Source organism: Labrenzia sp. THAF191a (assembly GCF_009363335.1).
Classification (GTDB): domain Bacteria; phylum Pseudomonadota; class Alphaproteobacteria; order Rhizobiales; family Stappiaceae; genus Roseibium; species Roseibium algicola.
On record NZ_CP045333.1, the window covers coordinates 3,796,470 to 3,815,804 of the forward strand.

General features: G+C 58.8%; 17 protein-coding genes. 6 read left to right on the top strand and 11 right to left on the bottom strand.

The genetic code is table 11. The features are described 5' to 3' along the window. Positions 1–145: 145 nt before the first annotated feature. The 3 genes from FIV05_RS17435 to FIV05_RS17445 all read right to left on the bottom strand — a co-directional run bounded on the left by FIV05_RS17435 (position 146) and on the right by FIV05_RS17445 (position 4,689). A complete protein-coding gene (locus FIV05_RS17435) occupies positions 146–2,038 on the bottom strand; it encodes a mechanosensitive ion channel family protein (RefSeq protein ID WP_209009692.1) in 1,893 nt (630 codons plus the stop codon). Between the two features lie 135 nt (positions 2,039–2,173). Next, entirely contained in the window at positions 2,174–3,121 is a 948-nt protein-coding gene (locus FIV05_RS17440) for a cation transporter (RefSeq protein ID WP_152510442.1), read from the bottom strand. Between the two features lie 8 nt (positions 3,122–3,129). After that, complete coding sequence (locus FIV05_RS17445) at positions 3,130–4,689, bottom strand: helicase HerA-like domain-containing protein (protein ID WP_152510443.1); 1,560 nt, start codon at positions 4,687–4,689, stop codon at positions 3,130–3,132. Between the two features lie 220 nt (positions 4,690–4,909). Here FIV05_RS17445 and FIV05_RS17450 point away from each other — a divergent pair, with 220 nt between their 5' ends. Continuing rightward, on the top strand, positions 4,910–5,302 hold the full coding sequence (locus FIV05_RS17450) for a DUF2780 domain-containing protein (RefSeq protein ID WP_055656631.1): 393 nt from the start codon (positions 4,910–4,912) through the stop codon (positions 5,300–5,302). A 44-nt stretch (positions 5,303–5,346) separates the two neighbouring features. Further along, a complete protein-coding gene (locus FIV05_RS17455; protein ID WP_023000968.1) occupies positions 5,347–5,754 on the top strand; it encodes a DUF4332 domain-containing protein in 408 nt (135 codons plus the stop codon). A gap of 213 nt (positions 5,755–5,967) precedes the next feature. Here the strand turns inward: FIV05_RS17455 and FIV05_RS31905 are convergent, their stop codons facing one another. Then, entirely contained in the window at positions 5,968–6,669 is a 702-nt protein-coding gene (locus FIV05_RS31905) for a helix-turn-helix domain-containing protein (protein ID WP_006939443.1), read from the bottom strand. Positions 6,670–7,178: 509 nt separating this feature from the next. Here FIV05_RS31905 and FIV05_RS17465 point away from each other — a divergent pair. Both FIV05_RS17465 and scpA read left to right on the top strand, forming a co-directional pair. Beyond that, on the top strand, positions 7,179–9,191 hold the full coding sequence (locus FIV05_RS17465; protein WP_152510444.1) for a methylmalonyl-CoA mutase subunit beta: 2,013 nt from the start codon (positions 7,179–7,181) through the stop codon (positions 9,189–9,191). Next, on the top strand, positions 9,188–11,353 hold the full coding sequence (gene scpA / locus FIV05_RS17470) for a methylmalonyl-CoA mutase (RefSeq protein ID WP_152510445.1): 2,166 nt from the start codon (positions 9,188–9,190) through the stop codon (positions 11,351–11,353). Before FIV05_RS17465 ends, scpA begins: the two co-directional genes overlap by 4 nt. Before the next feature lie 18 nt (positions 11,354–11,371). Here the strand turns inward: scpA and FIV05_RS17475 are convergent, their stop codons facing one another. Further along, on the bottom strand, positions 11,372–11,641 hold the full coding sequence (locus tag FIV05_RS17475) for a hypothetical protein (RefSeq protein WP_077292599.1): 270 nt from the start codon (positions 11,639–11,641) through the stop codon (positions 11,372–11,374). Between the two features lie 202 nt (positions 11,642–11,843). On the opposite strand from FIV05_RS17475, the gene FIV05_RS17480 reads away from it, so the two are divergent. Next, on the top strand, positions 11,844–12,230 hold the full coding sequence (locus FIV05_RS17480; protein WP_152510446.1) for a YkvA family protein: 387 nt from the start codon (positions 11,844–11,846) through the stop codon (positions 12,228–12,230). Here FIV05_RS17480 and FIV05_RS17485 read toward each other — a convergent pair. Together FIV05_RS17485 and FIV05_RS17490 are read right to left on the bottom strand one after the other, a co-directional pair. After that, positions 12,227–12,448 (bottom strand): helix-turn-helix transcriptional regulator, encoded by a 222-nt coding sequence (locus tag FIV05_RS17485; RefSeq protein ID WP_023000973.1) that lies wholly within the window; start codon positions 12,446–12,448, stop codon positions 12,227–12,229. The two genes, FIV05_RS17480 and FIV05_RS17485, sit on opposite strands and share 4 nt — an antisense overlap. A 346-nt stretch (positions 12,449–12,794) precedes the next feature. Continuing rightward, positions 12,795–13,376, bottom strand: a complete 582-nt coding sequence (locus tag FIV05_RS17490; protein ID WP_023000974.1) for a hypothetical protein — start codon at positions 13,374–13,376, stop codon at positions 12,795–12,797. A gap of 180 nt (positions 13,377–13,556) precedes the next feature. Here FIV05_RS17490 and FIV05_RS17495 point away from each other — a divergent pair, with 180 nt between their 5' ends. Further along, positions 13,557–14,312 (top strand): outer membrane beta-barrel protein, encoded by a 756-nt coding sequence (locus FIV05_RS17495; protein WP_152510447.1) that lies wholly within the window; start codon positions 13,557–13,559, stop codon positions 14,310–14,312. A 108-nt stretch (positions 14,313–14,420) separates the two neighbouring features. On the opposite strand, the gene FIV05_RS17500 is transcribed toward FIV05_RS17495, so the two are convergent. The 4 genes from FIV05_RS17500 to FIV05_RS17515 form a co-directional block, all read right to left on the bottom strand. Continuing rightward, on the bottom strand, positions 14,421–15,776 hold the full coding sequence (locus tag FIV05_RS17500; protein ID WP_152510448.1) for a TRAP transporter large permease subunit: 1,356 nt from the start codon (positions 15,774–15,776) through the stop codon (positions 14,421–14,423). Between the two features lie 3 nt (positions 15,777–15,779). After that, entirely contained in the window at positions 15,780–17,114 is a 1,335-nt protein-coding gene (locus tag FIV05_RS17505; RefSeq protein ID WP_152510449.1) for a TRAP transporter small permease subunit, read from the bottom strand. A 96-nt stretch (positions 17,115–17,210) separates the two neighbouring features. Beyond that, a complete protein-coding gene (gene dctP, locus FIV05_RS17510; protein ID WP_023000978.1) occupies positions 17,211–18,317 on the bottom strand; it encodes a TRAP transporter substrate-binding protein DctP in 1,107 nt (368 codons plus the stop codon). A gap of 322 nt (positions 18,318–18,639) precedes the next feature. Next, positions 18,640–19,302, bottom strand: coding sequence for a haloacid dehalogenase type II (locus FIV05_RS17515; RefSeq protein ID WP_023000980.1), 663 nt, complete (start codon positions 19,300–19,302; stop codon positions 18,640–18,642). Positions 19,303–19,335: the final 33 nt, after the last annotated feature.

The following is a 19,335-nucleotide window of genomic DNA, read 5'->3' on the forward strand; positions in this document are numbered from 1 at the left end:
GATCCTTGAATTTTTGAACAGATAGGAGCAGGCCCGATGGACTCGGGCAATGTGAGAAGGCCCTAACAGGCCATATCGGCGCGCGTTGCGCAATTGCTTATTCAGGAAGCAGAAGACGGCCGGCAAAGCGCCGGCCGCCGATCCATCAGGCGGCCTGGATCTCTTTCTCGCCGGTGGCAGGTGCTGCGTCACCGGCCGTCTGTTCGTCCTGCAGACCCTTGTCTTGCGACAGATAGACGGTCGAGGAAGGATAGGCGATTTCAGATCCGTTGGCCTCGACGATCTCCCTTATGCCGAAGAGCAGCTCTTCCTGGATTTCCTGAAACGCTGCGACCGTAGCCGCCTGCACATAGGCATAGACGTCGACCGTGACAGCGTAGTCGTCTAAACCGATCAGACGCACGCGAAGGGGATCTTCGATTACCTTTTCGTGGGCGAGGAGATAGTCGTGGATCGCTGCCAGAACGCGCTTCAGCGATGCCGGGCTCGTCTCATACCGCAGTTTGAGCTTGTGTCGGAAGTGAAACTGGTCGCGGTAGCTGTAGTTGATGATCTTTCGTTTGGCGAGATCGGCATTGGCAACGGTGATGAGTGTTCTGTCGAGCGCCCTGATACGGGTTGAACGGATGCCGATGGATTCCACGGTGCCCGCCAGATCGTCGAACTGGCAGAACTCGCCGACACGCACCATCCGGTCAGCATAAAGAATGATACCGCCGATCAGGTTTTCAATTGTCGGCTGGGCGGCAAGGGCAATTGCAAGACCACCCACGCCGAGACCTGCGATGACGCCGTAGATCGGAATACCGATCTGGGTTGCGCCATACCCGAGCACGATCAGCGCGATGGCAAGGGAGAAGACTCGGAAGCCGGTGCGCAGAAGGCTGACGTCTAGTCCGTCTCTTGCAGCCCCGGCACTGCTGGAAAACCAGACGTAGAACAGCTGCAGAAGCTGATAGACCATCCAGGCAGTCGCCGACCAGATGATGGCCGTCATCGACGTGCCGACTGCCACCAAAGGCATGCCTGTGATGTTGATCTGGTCTTCGCACACATAGCGGAAGAGACTTGCGGCAAGGATCACCACAACCGGATTGAGGATCGCGTGGACGATGCGGGTTCCTTCGTTCACGGAGACCGCACGCCACCTGCGCCAGCGGACGTAATATCCGAACACGACCGCGTAGAGAACGAGAAGTCCGCCAAGCGCCAGCCATTGCCAAAATGCCTGGTCGGCAAAATGATACTGGAGCAGGTCTGGCCCTGCTTCAATGACGTCATACCAGAGCGGTGCAATCAGGTTGCCGGGTGTGTAGATGTAGTATTCAAAGAGGTCTTCTCCGCGGTCCGCGGTGATGGGCAGAACCCGTACAACTGCATAGTCTTCGGGAATGCGCTCGACGGAGGATCTGGAAAACAGGTACTGCCCGCGCAGTTCCCCTTCATCCTGACGCAGCAGGTTGATGCTGGTGCCGGGAATGGTCCAATGGTCAGGCAATTCCGCCGTGTTGCCGGGCTTTCGCGAACTGCCTGCAGGCGAGCCGGGAATGTCTTCGAAAAGCGGCGCCGGGATCCTGTCCAGGATCTCCTGAAGCTGCAGTGCAATCTCGACGCTGGCATTTTCCCGGGAAGTCACGGGAATGCCGCTGAGGTCGAAAGTCTGCGCGGCTTTTGAAAGAAGCGCACGTACCAGAACCAGTTTTTCCTCTTCGCTGTCCGACAGGAACAACCGGTTGCTGTCATCATAAGTGTCCCGCACCGACATCCAGAGCGTGTTCACTTCGTTCATGATGTAGACGAAGCTTTCCAGTGTCGCACGCGGACTGGACGTGTCGGGTGGAGAAATCGGGTTGTCGCGCAGGTACTCCCGGGCGCGTGCCACCCGATTTTGATCCAGTGATCCTGCCCGTTCTTCCGTACTGGTGGGAGCAGTGCCGGGCTCCTGTGCACGGGCTATCGGCGCTCCGGCCAGGAGAACAGCAATCAGGGACAGCAGGAAAAGCAATTGCAGAGCCGAACCGAAGCGGCGCTGCTGCAAGCACTCAGCTTTGTATTGCGGTTGTGGCCGGTTTACTCGGTAACGCATGTTGCCCCGTCTGCCGTTGTTTCAATTGCAGCCTTAACGGGAAGGGGTAACTATCCTGTTACTCAGGGGAAAAACGGGGGTGGCGCATCACTCCTGAACCGGATTGGTGTAATCGCTTGCGGTGAGGACAATTTCCACCCTTGCAGGCCCGATGACATCTTCCAGCCGGGCGGAGAGAATGTCGCGGAACGCGTCTATGTCTTCGGCACGAACGGGTTTTTCAGGATCGAGATAGACCGCCACCCAATGCATGCGCCCTGCCTGAAGGACAGCTGCCCGATGCAGGCGATAGCCTTTTTCGCGGGCAAGGTCGCGGGCTGCCCGGGCGACCTTGGCATAGGTGCTGCTGGGGGCACTGACGCCGGCAAGGTCTGCCAGCGTCGTGCGGAAGGTCGAAAGCGGCTGCCAGATGATCGCCAGGATCAACACCAGAACGATGACCGCATCGCCGATCGGGACAAATGGTCCGAGAACCGTATCTTCCAGATAGGGCAGCGACAGAAGGGCTGCGCCCGATCCGACGCTGAGCGCGCCGTCGATGAGAGCGGCGCGGGCTTCGGTCTTCAGGATGGCGCTGCGCTTGCCGGTTTTCCGGTAGGCACGGTGAAAGTTGAATGCAAGGCCCAGGCAGATGCTGACGATGACGACTGCGTAGACCGCGATCGGACCAAACACCAGTTCCGGGACAACGCCTCCGGAAAAGAAGGTCCAGATTTTCGAGATGGAGACAAAGGCTGCGAAGACCAGCACGCCAATGAGGATGAGGCTCCGGAAGGTGACATAGAGCACCTCGTCGAAATCGTGTCCCCAGGGTCTGGAGCGTGTCGGTGGCAGGCCTACCCTTGCCCCGATTCGAGCGGCCGCAATGGCGGAGATGAAATTGACGGCCGAATACAGCCCGTCCACCAGCATGGCGTCGGACCGGGATGCCCAGGCGGTCACAAGGCCGGCAGCGGCCATGAACAGGTTGGCCCATTTGCCGATGACAAGCGCCTTGCGCTCGGTCTCCAGATTTTGGGCCGCGGTTGCCGGCATCGCTTTGTCTAGTTGCCTCTTTTCAACGAACCGAGCAGGCCCCGAACCAGCGCACGGCCGAGCGAGGAGCCGAGACTTCTGGCTGCGGACTTGAGCCCGGCTTCCAGGGCCGTGTCACGCTGGCCACGGCGGTTGCTGCGCCGTTCCCGGCTTTCCTGACGCGGCCTGTCATCGCGTCCGAAGTCGGGCAACTGGAAACCGGATCGCGAGCGCCGTGGCTCGCCATGTTTCCTGGCGTAGCTGTCTTCCTTTTCCTGGCGCCGCTGTTCCTGTCTCTGCGCTTCTTGCGCGCGTCCCATCAGGACTTCGTATGCCGACGTCCGGTCGCGGGTGCGCTCGTAAGTGCCAAAGACGGGGCTGGACTGGATCAAGGCCCGCCGTTCGGCCTGGGTGACGGGACCGAGCCGGGAGCAGGGTGGACGGATCAGCGTGCGCTGAACAACGGAGGGAATGCCTTTGCCTTCCAGGGTCGAGACCAGTGCTTCGCCGACACCGAGTTCCGTGATGACCCGTTCGGTGTTGAGATCCGGGTTGGGACGGAACGTTTCCGCAGCGGCCCTGACAGCCTTCTGGTCGCGCGGCGTGAAGGCGCGCAGGGCGTGCTGAATGCGGTTGCCGAGCTGGGAAAGCACGGTCTCCGGTACGTCCAGCGGGTTCTGGGTAACAAAATAGACGCCGACACCCTTGGAACGTATCAGCCGGACTACCTGTTCCACCTTCTCGATAAGTGCCTTGGGAGCATCGGAAAACAGAAGGTGGGCTTCGTCGAAGAAGAACACCAGCTTCGGCTTTTCCGGATCACCGACTTCGGGCAGTTCCTCAAAGAGTTCCGACAGCATCCAGAGCAGGAAGACGCCATAGAGCCGGGGAGCGGACATGAGCTTGTCGGCGGCGAGGATGTTGACGACGCCCCGGCCGTCCGGCGCGGTGCGGATGAAGTCACGAATGTCGAGGGCCGGTTCGCCGAAGAAATTTTCACCACCCTGGCGCTCCAGCACCAGGAGCCTGCGCTGAATGGCCCCGACGGACGCCTTGGAAACGTTGCCGTAGATCGTGGAAAGCTCGGAGGCACGTTCTGCCACGTGGGCAAGCATTGCCCTGAGGTCTTTCAGATCCAGCAGCAGCAGGCCTTCATCGTCGGCCAGTTCGAACAGGACGTTCAGTACACCTTCCTGCGTATCGTTGAGTTCCAGCAGTCGGGCAAGGAGCAGGGGCCCGATCTCGGAAACGGTGGTGCGGATCGGATGGCCTTGTTCGCCGAGCAGGTCCCAGAACACCGCGGGGAAGGCTTCATAGGTGTACTCGTCGGCGATCCCGACATCGCTGGCGCGTTTTTCAAGAAAGTCCTTGGAAACGCCCGCGGTTGCAAGTCCGGACAGGTCGCCTTTGATATCGGCGCAGAACACGGGAACACCGGCCTTGGAAAAGCCTTCGGCAAGGATCTGCAGTGAGACGGTCTTGCCGGTGCCTGTTGCTCCGGCAATCAAGCCATGGCGGTTTGCGAGCTTGAGCGTGAGGGTTTCTTCCCTGGTGCTGGCACCGATGAAAATACTGTCTTTTACCGTCACGATTACCCCCGAATCCCTGCATCTTACCGCAGCCTAGAGCCTTTCACGGCCAGATTGAAACTTTCTGTTGCCAGGCGGCATTGGACGAGCCTGCGGGCTGCATGCGGCATAGTCGAGCAGAAAAGACATTGCCCATCGACGCGGGCACCTCGAGACTTGTATAGAGAAGCCAAACGGACGCCGGATGACAGGGCGTCAGTCATTTGATCAGGAGATTTTCATGGACGAGCTCATCCAGCGGATCATGGCGGCAGCAGGCATCGAGGAAGATGTCGCCAAGAACGCCATCGGCATCATTCTGGGCTTCTTGAACAAGGAAGGTCCGGAAGACAAGATGCAGCTCATCTTCGATGCTTTGCCTGGAGCGAAGGATCTTGTCGATGCGCGTGCGGAAGCCGGTTCCGGCGGCGGGTTCTTGAGCGGTCTTGGAAGCATGATGGGCGGTGGCATGGGGGCCATGGCGGCACTCAATGAATTGACAAATGCGGGCCTCGACATGGATGGCGTGCAAAGTGTTGTCAAAGAACTCGTGTCCTATGCTAAGGAAAAAGCAGGGGACGATGTTGTGAATGAAGTGGTTTCACAAATTCCGGGACTGAGCCAGATCGTCTGACTGTCCCAGGTTCGGTTGCCGGTTGATTAGGGAGTTCTGAGCGCATGTCTTATTCCATCGATGAAATCGAAGGTATCGGCCCAACCTATGCTGCAAAGCTGGGTGAAGTCGGCATCAAGACAACGGAAGCTTATCTGGAGCGTGCGAAGGACCCGAAAGGTCGCAAGGCGCTGGAAGAAGAAACCGGCATCGACGGCAAGCGGATCCTGAAATGGGCCAACATGGCGGATCTGATGCGCATCAGCGGCGTTGGTGAGGAATATTCCGAACTCCTGGAAGCTGCCGGCGTCGACACGGTGAAGGAACTGAAGCATCGCAATGCCGCCAACCTGGCGGAGAAGATGCAGGAAGTGAACGAAGCCAAGAAGCTCGTTCGCCAGGTGCCGAGTGAAAGCCAGGTTACCAAATGGGTCGATCAGGCCAAGGAATTGCCGCCGATGATGACCTACTGAGGTCGGCAAGCCGAAAATTGAAATGACAAAAAAGGCGTGCGGAAAGCGCGCCTTTTCCTTTTGGCGATTGGCATTTTGACGTTGTTGCCCGGCGTGCGTGCCTGGCGGGGTCTCCTCTGACGCATGTTGTTTTGCAGCCGCGCCAGAACAAAAAAGGCGCACCGAAGTGCGCCTGTTGTTAGCCCCTGGAAGCTGTTGGCTCTAGAAGCAGCGTTACACGCTGATCTGGCCGTAACGAAGCGCTTCGACCACGGTGTGGGTCTTGTTGGAAGCGTTCAGCTTGACACTGGCATTCTGCAGGTGAGCGTGGACGGTCCGCTGGGAGATGTCGAGCACGTCTGCAATTTCTCCGGCGGTCTTGCCATAGGCCGTCAGTTCCAGAACCTTGCGCTCACGGGTCGACAATGCGCCCGGTCGCTGTCCGGAAATCACGCCGAGTTCGCGCAGGCGCGAGAAGGCGGCAGCTGCAAGAGCTTCCAGGTTGGAAAGATCGTATTTGTTGACCTGAAGAGCAGGGCCGCTTGCAAACACGAATGCCTGGAAAGGATAGAGTTCCGTTACCGGGATGACGAGAACCTGACTTCCTTCCCCGGCTGACGCCAGAAGGTCGGAATGTTCCATATCACCGGCGGAGATTGTCCAGACGCGAGCCCGGTTGGAGCCGAGGCCAAGCATCAAGGCGCTGTCATTTGCAGAAAGCGAAGTGCTTTCAATTCCGTCGTTGCGTTGATCGGGCCACCGGAACCGTTGAACGAGGTTGTCGATCGGGCGGTTCGGCATCGGCAGGCCGGTAATGAGGATATGCGTCGCCCCCATGCGGCGAAGGTTCGATTCCAAAATATCGAGAACATGATGGGCGGCATTTGCTTCCGAGATTGCTCTCAGCTTGCTCTTCAATTCCGTTTGATCAAGCATTGTGCACATCCTTTGCGGCTTGGGTGGCCGCGTCTTTGCGGGCGTCCGTACGCGAGCCGGAACATCCGCTGATGGGTGAAATCCGTTCCCGCCGAACCTATTCAGGTAAGTGTCGGATCCGGACGCCGCGCATTTCTTATGAGGGTAGAATTTCCCATGCGTCAGCAGCTATACGCTACAATACAATTGATGATCGTACCAATAGGGAAAACTGGCAAATTTAGCTTATTCCGCCAAAAAATTGACAAGTTGGCGCCTAGAAGAGGCCAAATTGTCTTTCTGAGAAGTGTTTAACGTCTTCGTAAGTGTAAGTCGAAAAACGCAATTTGTAGATAAATTGTTATTTCACACGTCTAATTAATTCTACGAGCGAATCGCAAGTCGGAACTGGCTCCCGGTTTCATCTGATTCATCTGTCCGAGACCTTGTGATCTTCAAATCCTTACCCATTCTGCTGAGTTGCCAAGCTTCGGGACCAGGGACTAAAACGGGGCCAGGGAGTACGTGCGATGCCGAACAGCTTTACTGGACCTGAAAGTTTTTATTCTGCCGACGCGGAGGCCTGGTGGGCTGCCGTCGACAAGGCCCTGAAGGGGAGTACCCGGCAGAAGCTTTACGGGAAAACCGAAGACGGATTGGATATCGCGCCGCTTTATGAGCGCAGAACAGACAGTCCGGCGCGCGCCCTGCGGGCTGCCGCAGGTGACTGGTCCGTGGTTCAGCGGATCGACATTCCCGATCCTGCCGCCGCAAACGCACAAATTCTGGAAGATCTGGAGGGTGGCGCGAGCGGCCTTGACCTGGTTTTCCGCGGTGCTGCCGCATCATACGGCGACGGCATTCGGGTCGACGATCTATCCGGTGTCGACCGCCTCCTGAAAGACGTCGAACTGGATCTGATTGACCTGCGCTTTGAGGCGGGGCGGGAAAATGTCGAGATTTTCGCCTCCCTTCTGGCACTGCTCGAAAAGCGCAAGATCGATCCTGCAAGTGTTCACCTGACGGCCGGGATCGATCCCTATGGCTGGGTGGCAGTCAATGGCGTCGCACTTGCCGACATGGAAAACGCCTACAGGCATTTCCGCGATCTGGTGGTCGCAGCGCAAGATTTTGGCAGCCCGGCACGGGTAATGAAGGCCGATGGCCGCATATGGCACGAAGCGGGCGCAACGCCTGCGCAGGAGCTTGCGCTTGTTCTGGCTTCCGCCACAGCTCACATGCGCTTGCTGGAAGGCACGAGACTGGCGCCCGAACAATGGGCTGACAGAATTTCCTTCAGCCTGATCGCGGAAGCCGACCAGATCGGAACCATTGCCAAGGCCCGCGCGATCCGCTCGCTCTGGGCGTCGGTACTGGACGGTGCAGGACTGCCGCAAGCAACTCTGCCGCTCCACATGTCGACTTCCTACAGAATGCTGACCCGCCGGGATCCCTGGGTCAATCTTCTGCGCAATACGGTGGCAACCTTTGCAGCCGGTGTTGGTGGTGCAGACAGTGTCTGTGTCCTGCCGCATACGCTGGCTGTCGGTTTGCCCGACGGCTTTGCCCGCAGGCTGGCGCGCAATACGCAGTCTATCCTTCTGGAAGAAAGCAACCTCGCGAAAGTGACCGATCCGGCCGCGGGCTCTGGCGCCATTGAAGAACGGACGGATACAGTTTGCGAGGCCGCCTGGTGCCTCTTCCAGGAAATCGAGGCGGCCGGCGGCCTGTTCGAGGCGGTGCGCACGGGTCTCGTGCATGATCGCATCGGGGCTGCCAGGACCGGTCTTGCCAAGAACATCGCCACCAGAAAGCGTCCTATCACCGGCGTAAGCGAGTTCCCAGACCTTGCTGAGAAGCCTGTCGCGGTGCTGAAATCGAGCAAAGAAGATCTTGCAGGCGTGAGCGCACCGCGTGAAGACCTGCCGGAACCGGGAGACGGAGAGCGCTTTGCGACCTTGCGCAAGCTGGCCCTTCAGGGCGTGCCCCTGAACGAGCTGGGCATGCGGCTTGACCTTCTGCCGCGCGACTATTCCCTTCCGAAGCTGGAAACGGCCCGGATAGCGGAGCCCTTCGAGCAGCTTCGTAGCAGGTCAGAAGCCTTAGAGCAGGTCGCGTCGACAACACCAGCGGTATTCCTGGCGTCTCTCGGCAGCCTCGCCCAGTTCTCGGCCAGAGCCACCTGGACGGCAAACGCCTTTGCGGCGGGTGGGTTGAAACCCGTCGGACCGGCTGTTTATGGTTTTCTTGAAGATCTTGTTGAGGCCTTCCGGCAAAGCGGGGCGATGCTTGCCTGTCTCGTCTCCACGGACGATGTTTACGAGGCGCAGGCGGAAGAGGCAGCTCATGCCCTCAAAACGGCAGGGGTGGATTACCTCTACCTTGCAGGACGCCCGGGAGACCGGGAAGATGCCTATCGCAAAGCCGGTGTGGACGCTTTCGTCTTTGCCGGGTGCGACCTGCTTGCACTCTTGAAGGATGCATTTGACCGGCTGGAGACCCAACAAGGGGTCGAGCCGAAAGATCTGGAGGTCCAATCATGAGCAGGATCCCGAATTTCGCTGACAAGCCGTTCCGGAAAATCGTGAAGGCTGCGGACGCCGGCTCGCAGGAGAGCTGGCAAACGCCGGAAGACATCGTTGTGCCGCCTGTCTATGGGGCGAAGGATCTTGATGGACTGAAACATCTGGATACCTGGCCGGGCCTGCCGCCGTTTCTGCGCGGTCCTTACCCGACGATGTATGTCCAGCAGCCCTGGACAGTGCGCCAGTATGCCGGGTTTTCAACGGCCGAAGATTCAAACGCCTTTTATCGGCGTAACCTTGCCGCCGGTCAGAAGGGCCTTTCGGTGGCTTTCGACCTTGCCACGCACCGCGGGTACGATAGCGATCATCCGCGTGTTTCGGGTGATGTCGGCATGGCAGGGGTTGCGATCGATTCCATCTATGACATGCGTACGCTCTTTTCCGGCATTCCGCTGGACAAGATGAGCGTCTCCATGACCATGAACGGCGCAGTGCTGCCGGTGCTGGCGCTTTACATCGTGGCGGCGGAAGAGCAGGGCGTTGCCCAGAAGGATCTCTCGGGCACCATTCAGAACGATATTCTGAAGGAGTTCATGGTCCGCAACACCTATATCTATCCGCCCAAGCACTCCATGCGGATCATCTCGGACATCTTCAAATACACGTCCCAGAACATGCCGCGCTTCAATTCGATCTCCATTTCCGGCTACCACATGCAGGAAGCGGGGGCGACGGCGGATCTGGAGCTGGCCTATACGATCGCCGACGGCATCGAATATGCCCGCGCCGGTGTCGCCGCCGGCATGGATATCGACCAGTTCGCACCGCGGCTGTCCTTCTTCTGGGCGATCGGCATGAACTTCTTCATGGAAGTTGCCAAGCTGCGTGCCGCGCGCCTGATCTGGGCGACCCTCATGGAAGAAAACTTCCAGCCGAAGAACCCGAAATCCCTGTCGCTGCGCACCCATTCGCAGACCTCCGGCTGGTCACTGACGGCACAGGACGTCTTCAACAACGTCATTCGAACCTGTGTGGAAGCCATGGCGGCAACGCAGGGGCATACGCAGTCGCTGCACACGAATGCGCTGGACGAGGCGCTGGCTCTGCCGACCGACTTCTCCGCACGTATCGCCCGCAACACGCAGCTGTTTCTGCAGCAGGAAAGCGGCACGACGCAGGTGATCGACCCCTGGGGCGGTTCCTATTACGTCGAGAAGCTGACGGCAGACCTTGCGGAGAAGGCCATGGCGCACATCCGCGAAGTGGAAGAGCTTGGCGGCATGGCGAAGGCCATCGAGAAGGGCATTCCGAAGCTGCGGATCGAGGAAGCGGCCGCCAAGACACAGGCGCGCATTGACAGCGGTGCGCAAACCGTGGTCGGCGTCAACAAGTTCAAGCCGGAAAGCGAACAGGCGATCGACGTCCTGAAGGTCGACAACGCCCAGGTGCGCGCCGCCCAGATCGACAAGCTCAAGCGCCTGCGAGAAGAGCGCAACGAGGCCGAGACCCAGGCCGCCCTGGAAGCGTTGACCCAATGTGCCGCATCCGGTGACGGCAATCTGCTGGATCTTTCGGTCAAGGCCGCACGGGCCAAGGCGACCGTGGGAGAAATCTCCCTGGCAATGGAGAAGGTGTTCGACCGGCACAAGGCCGAGATCAAGTCGATTGCCGGTGTCTACAAACGGGAGGCCGGAGCCATGTCCGGAACCATCGAGAAAGTCCAGAAGCTGGTGGAAGCCTTTGAAGACAACGATGGTCGCCGACCGCGTATCCTGGTCGCCAAGATGGGCCAGGACGGACACGACCGCGGTCAGAAGGTGATTGCTTCGGCGTTCGCCGATCTCGGTTTCGACGTTGATATCGGGCCCTTGTTCCAGACGCCGGAAGAAGCTGCCCGCCAGGCGGTCGAAAACGATGTTCACGTGGTCGGCGTGTCATCGCTGGCGGCGGGCCATCTGACACTGGTGCCGGCTCTGAGGCGGGCGCTGGCGGAAGAAGGCAGGGAAGACATCATGATCGTCGTTGGCGGTGTCGTGCCTCCGCAGGATTATGACGAACTCTACAAGTCCGGGGCGGCGGCGATCTTCCCACCGGGAACCGTGATTGCGGAAGCGGCCATCGGGTTGATCGGCAAACTCAACGAGCAATTGGGATATGGCTCCGCTGAAGCAGCTGAATAGGGCCCGTGTCGGCAGTTGTCAGGTATCCTGGAACTTGCTCACCGGGACCGGTGGTTCCAGGTACATGCCGAAGAGGTAAGGACCCATGCGCCAACGGATTTCCGTAAAGACCCGGGTCAGTTCCTTGTCGTCGTCGATCAGCACCCGGTCCGGCACCGGCAGGTCCGGGTCCTGAACGACGATGCCAATGTCGCCGTTCTCAAGGTCGTAAAGCGTACATTCGCTCAGGTGCGTGCTGTCCAGATTGAGCAGCTTGCCTGATCGCAGCCGCGCTCTTGTTGCAGGCACCGGCCGGCCTTCAAGGGGGGAATTTGATCGCGTCATGGCTGAAGACCGCTCGCTCCGTCGGACCTGTTGAAATTACGGAGGATGTTCTAGGCAGCGTAGCTTGCGCAGGACTGGAAGGCGTTCCGGAGCGGATGGCCTTCCGGTCGACACCACCCAGGGCCTGCCGTGTCGCAAGGGCTGTTTCCAATTCACGCGGGCTGACATGCTGAGGAACACCATCAAGACCTGGGCAAAGCGCATCAAGCGAGATCTCCATGCCCTTTATCTGGCTGGAAGGGATCCGAGGGTACCCTGGTATGTGAAGGCCCTGGCCATCGCGATTGCGGCCTACGCTCTGTCACCCATCGACCTGATACCGGATTTCATTCCGGTGATCGGATATCTCGACGATCTGCTTCTTGTGCCGCTCGGCATCTACCTGGTGGTGAAGCTCATTCCGCCGCAGGTGATGGAGGACTGCCGGGTGGAAGCTGACAGGAGATCGGAAAAGCTGCCTGCCAGCAAAATCGCGGCAGTACTGGTTCTACTGATCTGGATCGGTGCGGCCTTGGCTGCACTTCTGTGGTTCCGGCGGCTTGTTTCTGTCTAATCTTCCGGAGTTTTTTCAGGCTCGTAAATCAGAATGTCGCCGGGTTGGCAGTCGAGCACGTCGCAGATCTTTTCCAGGGTCTCGAAACGGACACCTTTCACCTTGCCGGACTTGAGCAGCGAAACGTTCTGCTCGGTTATGCCAATGCGTTCGGCAAGCTCCTTGGACCGCATCTTCCTGCGGGCGAGCATTACGTCCAGTTCAATGATGATGGGCATGAAGGGACCCCCGGCGCTGTCGCTTGCTTATTTTTCGATTTTCTTCTGCGAGCTGGACGGCCTTACGGAAGAGAGAGATGAGCAAGGCATGAGTGTCCCGAGAATCATGCCTGATATTTCACTGCCATCAGCCACGGCGTCAACAATCCTTTGTTCTTGTGAAAGCTTCCGGCGTACAAACGCGACTGGCCGTGGATGACCGGGAGCCTTGTTGCTTGCAAAGGCTGAGAGAAGGTGCGGGGGCTGAAGACATCTGCCCACCTCGGTGCCACCGTGCATGAGGCCGAGTTGCCGGGGGCAGGCAACGCCATTGATGTTCAGCATTCGCAACGCTCCATGGTCCACCTCAAATGAACTGCTGGTTCTCGTCTGCAATAAGAGCAGCCTCGCGAAGGATCCAGCCGAACAGCAACATCAAGGCACCAAGGACGAGAAAGAAGATCTCGCCACCGTCCAGACTGATGTCGACGGTGCGCTGGCCCGGGGGAAAGTCATAGGTCAGGAGGACCGAGCCGATCGGATCGCTGATCAGGTCGAAGACCGCGAACACGATAAGCCAGATGCCGAAGGAAAACACGTTTGCAAGCGTCTTCGGCGAGAAGAACTCCATCTTCTGAAACCGCTTGAAGACCTGGCGGATGTTCCAGCCCACCGCCAGCAGCAGACTGAAGGCAATGGCTGCCAGTATGGATATTCCGATGCGCTGCACCTGCGGAATGTCACCCAGCATGCGTTCGGTATCGGCGACATCAAATGTTTCTTGCGCACCGATCATCAACTCGTTCGGCAAGGCGATACCGATCGTGACGACCACGCCCAGACCCAGCAGGATCAACAGGATGATGGTGACGGCCCATTTCATGAATGCGGATACACGCCGGATCCGCGTCAGTCGCTTCTCCCGTTCCGCCCATTCAAGTTCGCTCATCGGTTACTCCGCATCATGTCATTGCGGCATCGTATCTAGTTCATCTGTCGGGAAAACACAAACTCAAAAACATTGCTATTGACAAAAAAATTATTGCAATCAATTTTTAAATTATCGTTTTACATTAATTTTTTAAATTTGTGAGGCGATGAGATTGTCATACATGAAGTGAGATCACTGATGGTAAGTTCCTTTGCCAATTATGTTTTTCGTGCGCCGCCGGCCATCGGGCGCGGTCGCTCCAGGCAACGCCCCGGTGTGATCAGGCGTGTTCTGCGGAGCCACTGGCTGTTGGAGCCGCTGGTTCTGTGCGCCGTTCTTGGTGTGCTTGTCGTTGGGGCGAGTGCCGCCGATCTGGAGACTTTTGACGCTCCTGTCTATTCGCAAGCGCCTCAGTCGCTCTGGGCTGGGCCTTATCTCGGCTTTGAGGCAGGTGTTTCGCAGACCGTGACAGACGTCAAATCAGGCGGTCGATCGAAGGATTTTTCACGGGTCGACGCAGCGTTCGGTCTATTCGGCGGTTACAACTGGGAAGTCTCCCGCTTCGTCCTGGGTGTGGAAGGCGGTGCGGCCTATCTCGGCGGCCGTGAAAAAGGCAACCATCCGACGCTGGGCACCATCGAGACAGGATCCAAGTGGACGATCAATGCCAAGGCCCGGGTCGGCGTGCCGATCAACAACGTCATGCCTTATCTCAGCCTCGGTATTGCCGCGACAGAACATAGCCTCAAGGCGAACGGGACGGAGAGAAACTCCGTTTCGGTTGGTCCGGTGATCGGCGGGGGTGTCGAGGTTGCGGTAACGGATGCGTGGCATCTCAGGGCGGACTACTCGATGACCGGGATCCTGGACGAGAAGGCCAGATATGGCGGTGTGAAAGTAGATCGGACGGCCGGTAACCACCGGCTCATGATCGGGCTCTCCCGTTCGTTCTGATCTGTTTCCTGACAAGCCAACCCTGTCGGACTGATGTGTCCGGCAGCATGGAACGGCTGCGCTTTTCCCACTGAGCGCAGCCGTTTCCCTTTGTCTATGTGAGCTCTGCTATCCGTAGACCAGGTTCGGCAACCAGGTGATCAGTCCGGGGAACAGCATGCACAATGCCAGTCCAAGCACCTGAAGTGCCAGGAAAGGCAGGGCGGACTTGAAGATGTCTGTCATCGGAATGTCCGCCGGTGCAACGCCTCGCAGGTAGAAGAGCGCGTAGCCGAACGGTGGTGACAGGAAGCTCATCTGCATGTTCACCAGATAGAGAACACCGAACCACAGCACAAGATCGTCCGGGCTGTCGAGCCCGAAGGAGGCTGCTCCGAGCGCCTTGATGATCGGCACGAAGATCGGCACGCACAGGAGCAGGATACCGACCCAGTCCAGGAACATGCCCAGGACGACAAGCACTATCTGCATGATGATCAGAATGCCCCATGGGCCGAGGCCGGTGGCTTCCAGTGCGCCCTGCACGAACTGCTGACCGCCTTCCAGTACATAGAGACCAACGAAAATGGTCGCCCCGAACATGATCCAGATCACCATGGCCGAAGCCTTTAGGGTGGTCAGGGAGGCTTCGCGCAGTGTCTGCCAATCGAGATTGCGGTGGATGGCGGCCACGACGATGGCGCCGAAGGTGCCGATGCCGGCAGCTTCCACCGGAGTTGCGACGCCGGTGAAGATCACGCCCAGCACGATCACGATCAGCGCGATCGGAGCGGACATGTTCGACAGCAGCCGGACCTTTTCCTTGAACGGAATACGCTCTTCCTCCGGGATCGGCGGGCCTTTACTGGGATCGATCATGCAGCTGACGATCACATAAAGGATGTAGAGCCCGGACAGCAGCAGGCCGGGAATGACCGCGCCGATGAAGAGCTCACCAACGGACTGCTCGGCCACGACAGCGTAGATGATCGCCAGGATGGAAGGCGGGATCAGGATGCCAAGCGTTCCGCCGGCCATGATCGAGCCCATGGCGATCTTCGGATCATAGTTTCGCTTCAGCATGGCGGGCAGGGCGATGATGCCCATCGTGACCACAGCCGCCCCGATGACACCCACCATGGCTGCCAGTACGGTGGAGGCGATGATGGTGGCAGCCGCCAGGCCGCCCTTCACGCCGCCAAGCACCTTGTAGATGACATCGAACATGTCGTTGATGATGCCGGCCCGTTCCAGCATCGATGCCATGAATATGAACAGCGGGATTGCCGATAGCTGGTAGTTTGTCATCAGCGGAAAGATGCGCGACGGCACGATGTTGAGCGCCCGCTCGTCACCCAGGACGAACAGGAACACACAGGCGAGCCCTCCCGTAACGAAGGCCAGCGGCAGCCCTGCCATCAAGAGGACCAGCAGCGAGCCGAACATGATGAGTGTCAGCCACTCGATTCCGATTTCAAGTCCCATGGATCAAGCCCTGCCCATCACTGCGCGGATGTCCTGCGCGAATTTGGAAATTCCCTGGAGCACCAGCAGCAACCCGCCGAGCACCATGACCCACTTCATTGGCCAGAGCGGCACTTCCCATTCGTTGAAGCTGATTTCGCCCCAGCGGATGTTCGGATCGGTCCACTGGGCAAGGTTCCAGCTTGCAACGACATCGCTGAAGCCGATTTCACCGCGCGCCCAGTCAGAAACCAGCGAGTTGCCGGAGGGAACCGCGATGGCATCGAACGCGAAGATCCACGAGGTCACCAGCAGGGTGCCGGCGAAGATGAAGAAGAAGACGGATGTCAGCAGATCGACAATTGCCTTGCGGCGCGGCGAGAGCGGCGCATAGAAGACATCGACCCGTACGTGGGATTCCGTCAGCATGGCGTAGGACCCGGCGATCAGGTACTGCATGCCGAACATGAGGTACATCGCCTCGTGAGCCCAGTTGGTCGGGCTGCCGAAGACGTAGCGGCTCATGACCTCGAAGTAATAGACAAGAACGGCGATCACCGCCCAGTAGCTGACAAACTCGCCACAGTAGAGCGAGAGCCGGTCAATCCAGCCGGTCCAGCCGGACGAGATGTGATCCGCATCGTCCTTGCGCTCGGCTTCTTCCAGCTCCTTGAGCTTCTTTTCCGCCTCGCTGAGTTCCGGATCCGGTGGCAGGTTCTCGTTTGCTTTGGAAACCAGCCGGGGCAGGAGGAGTGCGTCGACCGCCACACCTGCAAGCAGGAGCCAGAAGGCGTACTTGGCAACATTGCCCCAGAAATCGAGGGTTTCGCGAGCTGTTGCGGCAGCCGGGCGGGCGGTCTCCAGAGTTGCCTCGGCCTCGGCAACCCGGGTCTTGCCCTGTTCGACACGTTGTTCGGCGCGCTGGACATCCCGTTCCGCGCGGCGCTTGGCAAAGCTGCCTTCTTCGGCCTGCGCTTCCGCCTCGGCGAGCTTTTGGCGCAAGGCAGGAAGATCGGCCTCTGCGGTTTTCACTCTTTCGCCTTCGCGCTCGAGCGTCCGCTCCGCCTGTCGCACTGCGTTGGCCATGTCCGAGACGACCGCGCGCGCATCCTGACTTTGTGCGTTGGCGTAGAGGATCAGCACGAACACCGGGATATAGACCAGCCCGATCAGGCTTTTCAGGTAAAGACGATGCAGGCCCAGGATGCCGCCGGTGACAAGGATGAAATAGCCGAGCACCAGCGAGTAGCGCCGTTCAGTCGGCTTAGGCCGCTTGGCAAGGGCAGCGGCGATCAGCGGAAAGATGATCAGCCCCAGCCAATAGGCCCAATGCGGCAGGGTAAAGTCCAGATGAGGCATGCCTCTCCCTTCCCCAGGGGAAACAAGCCCCTGTTGAGTTGAACAGGACCCGCGTGGCTGGCCGCGCGGGTCCGTTTCCCGAGACGTCGTCTGGGATCAGAGGTCGAGTTCGAGGCCTTCGACCTGCTCCGGCGTGACGTAGCCGAGCGAACCGGACATCATGTAGTCGAGCTGAATCTTGAAGAGGCGCGCACTGTCCTTGTCCCGGTTCGCATAGTTGAACCAGATCGGAACGGCGACTTCGGTCATCAGTTCGACATCGTCCTGGCTGAGCCGGGTGATTTCGGTGCCGTCGGCCTCGAACTTCGCCCAGGCTTCCTGGTCTGCCTTCTGGATGGCTGCATGGTGCATGTCGGAATAGACGTGTGTTTCCATCTCGACGAACTGCTGCATCTGCGGGCTGAGCGCATTCCAGGCATCCATGCCGACGGTGATGTCCATCAGGTCGACCGGCTGATACAGCGACATGAAGCCCGGAGGGCCCATGGAGATGTATTTGGTGACCTGGCTGAAGCCGAGGGCATAGTTGACCGCCGGACCGACATAATCGGCGACGTCGATGGTGCCTTTTTCAAGTGCGGGGAAGATTTCCGATCCCGGAAGCACCGTCGTTTCCGCGCCGATCTCGGTGAAGACTTCGGCGACCATACCGCCGGGCAGGCGCATCTTGCGGCCGCGGAAGTCATCGATGGAGCGGATCGGCACCTTGGAGTGGATGATGTTGGGGCCGTGATGCACCGGTCCGACAAACATCATGTTCTGTGCCGCGTAGAGTTCACGGGCGATTTCGAGACCGCCAAGGGAATAGTAGAACACGTCCCATTCGTGCGGGTTGCGCATACCGAGCGGATAACTCGTCAGGAAGGTGGCCGCGGGGATGATGCCCTGCGCATAGATCGTGAACGGGTTGACCGCGTCCAGAACGCCGTTCTTGACGGCGTCGAACAGCTGGAAATCGCCCACGACGTCGTTGGCGCCGAATGGCTGGAAGGCGAGCTCCCCGCCTGTCTTTTCGGCAATGGTCGCGCACCAGTCCTTGAAGATCTGCAAACCGGCACCGCCTGGCCAGGACGTCTGGATTTTCCAGGTCGTCGTCTGACCTTGTGCCGAAGCGATATGCGGCGCAGCGAGTGTCGCTGCTCCGACCGTGCCGGCACCTGCGAGCGTCCGCAGGGCCTGCCTGCGTGTCGTAAGTTGTTTCATGGTATCCTCCCAAATAGGTCTGGGAGCAAATGAGCGCTCGCGCGGGGAGTGTTTCAACGCCCCTTCTTCTTCGCGGAGACAAACCAGCTGTTTGTGTTCTTAAGCAGTTGTTTTGTAACTGGTTCGGGATGACCTCGAGGAAGTCTGTCGCTCTTCTTTTCCTCCCAACCACGGGAAGGATATTACACTTACAGAATCCTGCAACCTTGCCGGACGCTCAAAACATCTTTTCCTTTTTGGAAAAAATGGCCGGAACTGTTTTGAAAATAGAGAAGCTCTAAACTGACGCTGTCTCATCTTCCTTAAGGGAAGACGTGTCAGGTCAGCCGAGTGTGGCGAGCCCTGTCAGATCTGCCAGAACCGCTTTTGGAGAAAGATCCGGATATTCGTCAGGCATGCCCATCCGGTTCATCCACACGGTACGGAAACCGAATGCGGTAGCGCCGGCAATATCCCAACGGTTTGACGACTGGAAGGAAACTTCTTCCGGATAGATCCGGAAATGGGTCGTGACCATTTCATAGACCTGCGGGTCGGTCTTGAAGGTTCGAAGCGCGTCGACGGAAAAGATCTCGTCGAAAAGCTCCGTCAATCCGGCGGCCTTGGCGGCAGCTTCGAGCATGGCCGGAGACCCGTTGGACAGGATTGCGATTTTAGCGCCGGTCGCCTTGAGGTTGGTCAGCACCTGCGGCACTTCCGGGTAACAATCAAGTTCCCAATAGGCGCTGAGAAGATCTTCGCGCAACGACTTGTCAGCAGAAGGCACCAGGGCGAATGCGGTGTCCAGGCCTTGCTGGGTCAGTTCCCAGAAGTCCAGATACTTGCCCATGAGGGCACGCACCCAGGAATATTCAAGCTGCTTTTCCCGCCAGAGCGACGACAGTCTCTGGGCATCCGGTCCAAGCTTCTCCGCATGTTTGCGGACGGCGGCATGAACATCGAACAAGGTTCCATACGCATCGAACACATAAGCTGCATGCGCCATCTTCAAGACCTCCAAGCCCTTTCACGAAACCGC

Bases quoted from the DNA above. Each gene is read 5' to 3' on its own strand.
- FIV05_RS17480 (WP_152510446.1), top strand. From the start codon at position 11,844: ATGCTGAGGAACACCATCAAGACCTGGGCAAAGCGCATCAAGCGAGAT.
- FIV05_RS17500 (WP_152510448.1), bottom strand. From the start codon at position 15,776: ATGGGACTTGAAATCGGAATCGAGTGGCTGACACTCATCATGTTCGGC.
- FIV05_RS17505 (WP_152510449.1), bottom strand. From the start codon at position 17,114: ATGCCTCATCTGGACTTTACCCTGCCGCATTGGGCCTATTGGCTGGGG.
- FIV05_RS17450 (WP_055656631.1), top strand. From the start codon at position 4,910: ATGGACGAGCTCATCCAGCGGATCATGGCGGCAGCAGGCATCGAGGAA.
- FIV05_RS17455 (WP_023000968.1), top strand. From the start codon at position 5,347: ATGTCTTATTCCATCGATGAAATCGAAGGTATCGGCCCAACCTATGCT.
- FIV05_RS17440 (WP_152510442.1), bottom strand. From the start codon at position 3,121: ATGCCGGCAACCGCGGCCCAAAATCTGGAGACCGAGCGCAAGGCGCTT.
- FIV05_RS17465 (WP_152510444.1), top strand. From the start codon at position 7,179: ATGCCGAACAGCTTTACTGGACCTGAAAGTTTTTATTCTGCCGACGCG.
- FIV05_RS17490 (WP_023000974.1), bottom strand. From the start codon at position 13,376: ATGAGCGAACTTGAATGGGCGGAACGGGAGAAGCGACTGACGCGGATC.
- FIV05_RS17485 (WP_023000973.1), bottom strand. From the start codon at position 12,448: ATGCCCATCATCATTGAACTGGACGTAATGCTCGCCCGCAGGAAGATG.
- dctP (WP_023000978.1), bottom strand. From the start codon at position 18,317: ATGAAACAACTTACGACACGCAGGCAGGCCCTGCGGACGCTCGCAGGT.
- FIV05_RS17495 (WP_152510447.1), top strand. From the start codon at position 13,557: ATGGTAAGTTCCTTTGCCAATTATGTTTTTCGTGCGCCGCCGGCCATC.
- FIV05_RS17515 (WP_023000980.1), bottom strand. From the start codon at position 19,302: ATGGCGCATGCAGCTTATGTGTTCGATGCGTATGGAACCTTGTTCGAT.
- FIV05_RS31905 (WP_006939443.1), bottom strand. From the start codon at position 6,669: ATGCTTGATCAAACGGAATTGAAGAGCAAGCTGAGAGCAATCTCGGAA.
- scpA (WP_152510445.1), top strand. From the start codon at position 9,188: ATGAGCAGGATCCCGAATTTCGCTGACAAGCCGTTCCGGAAAATCGTG.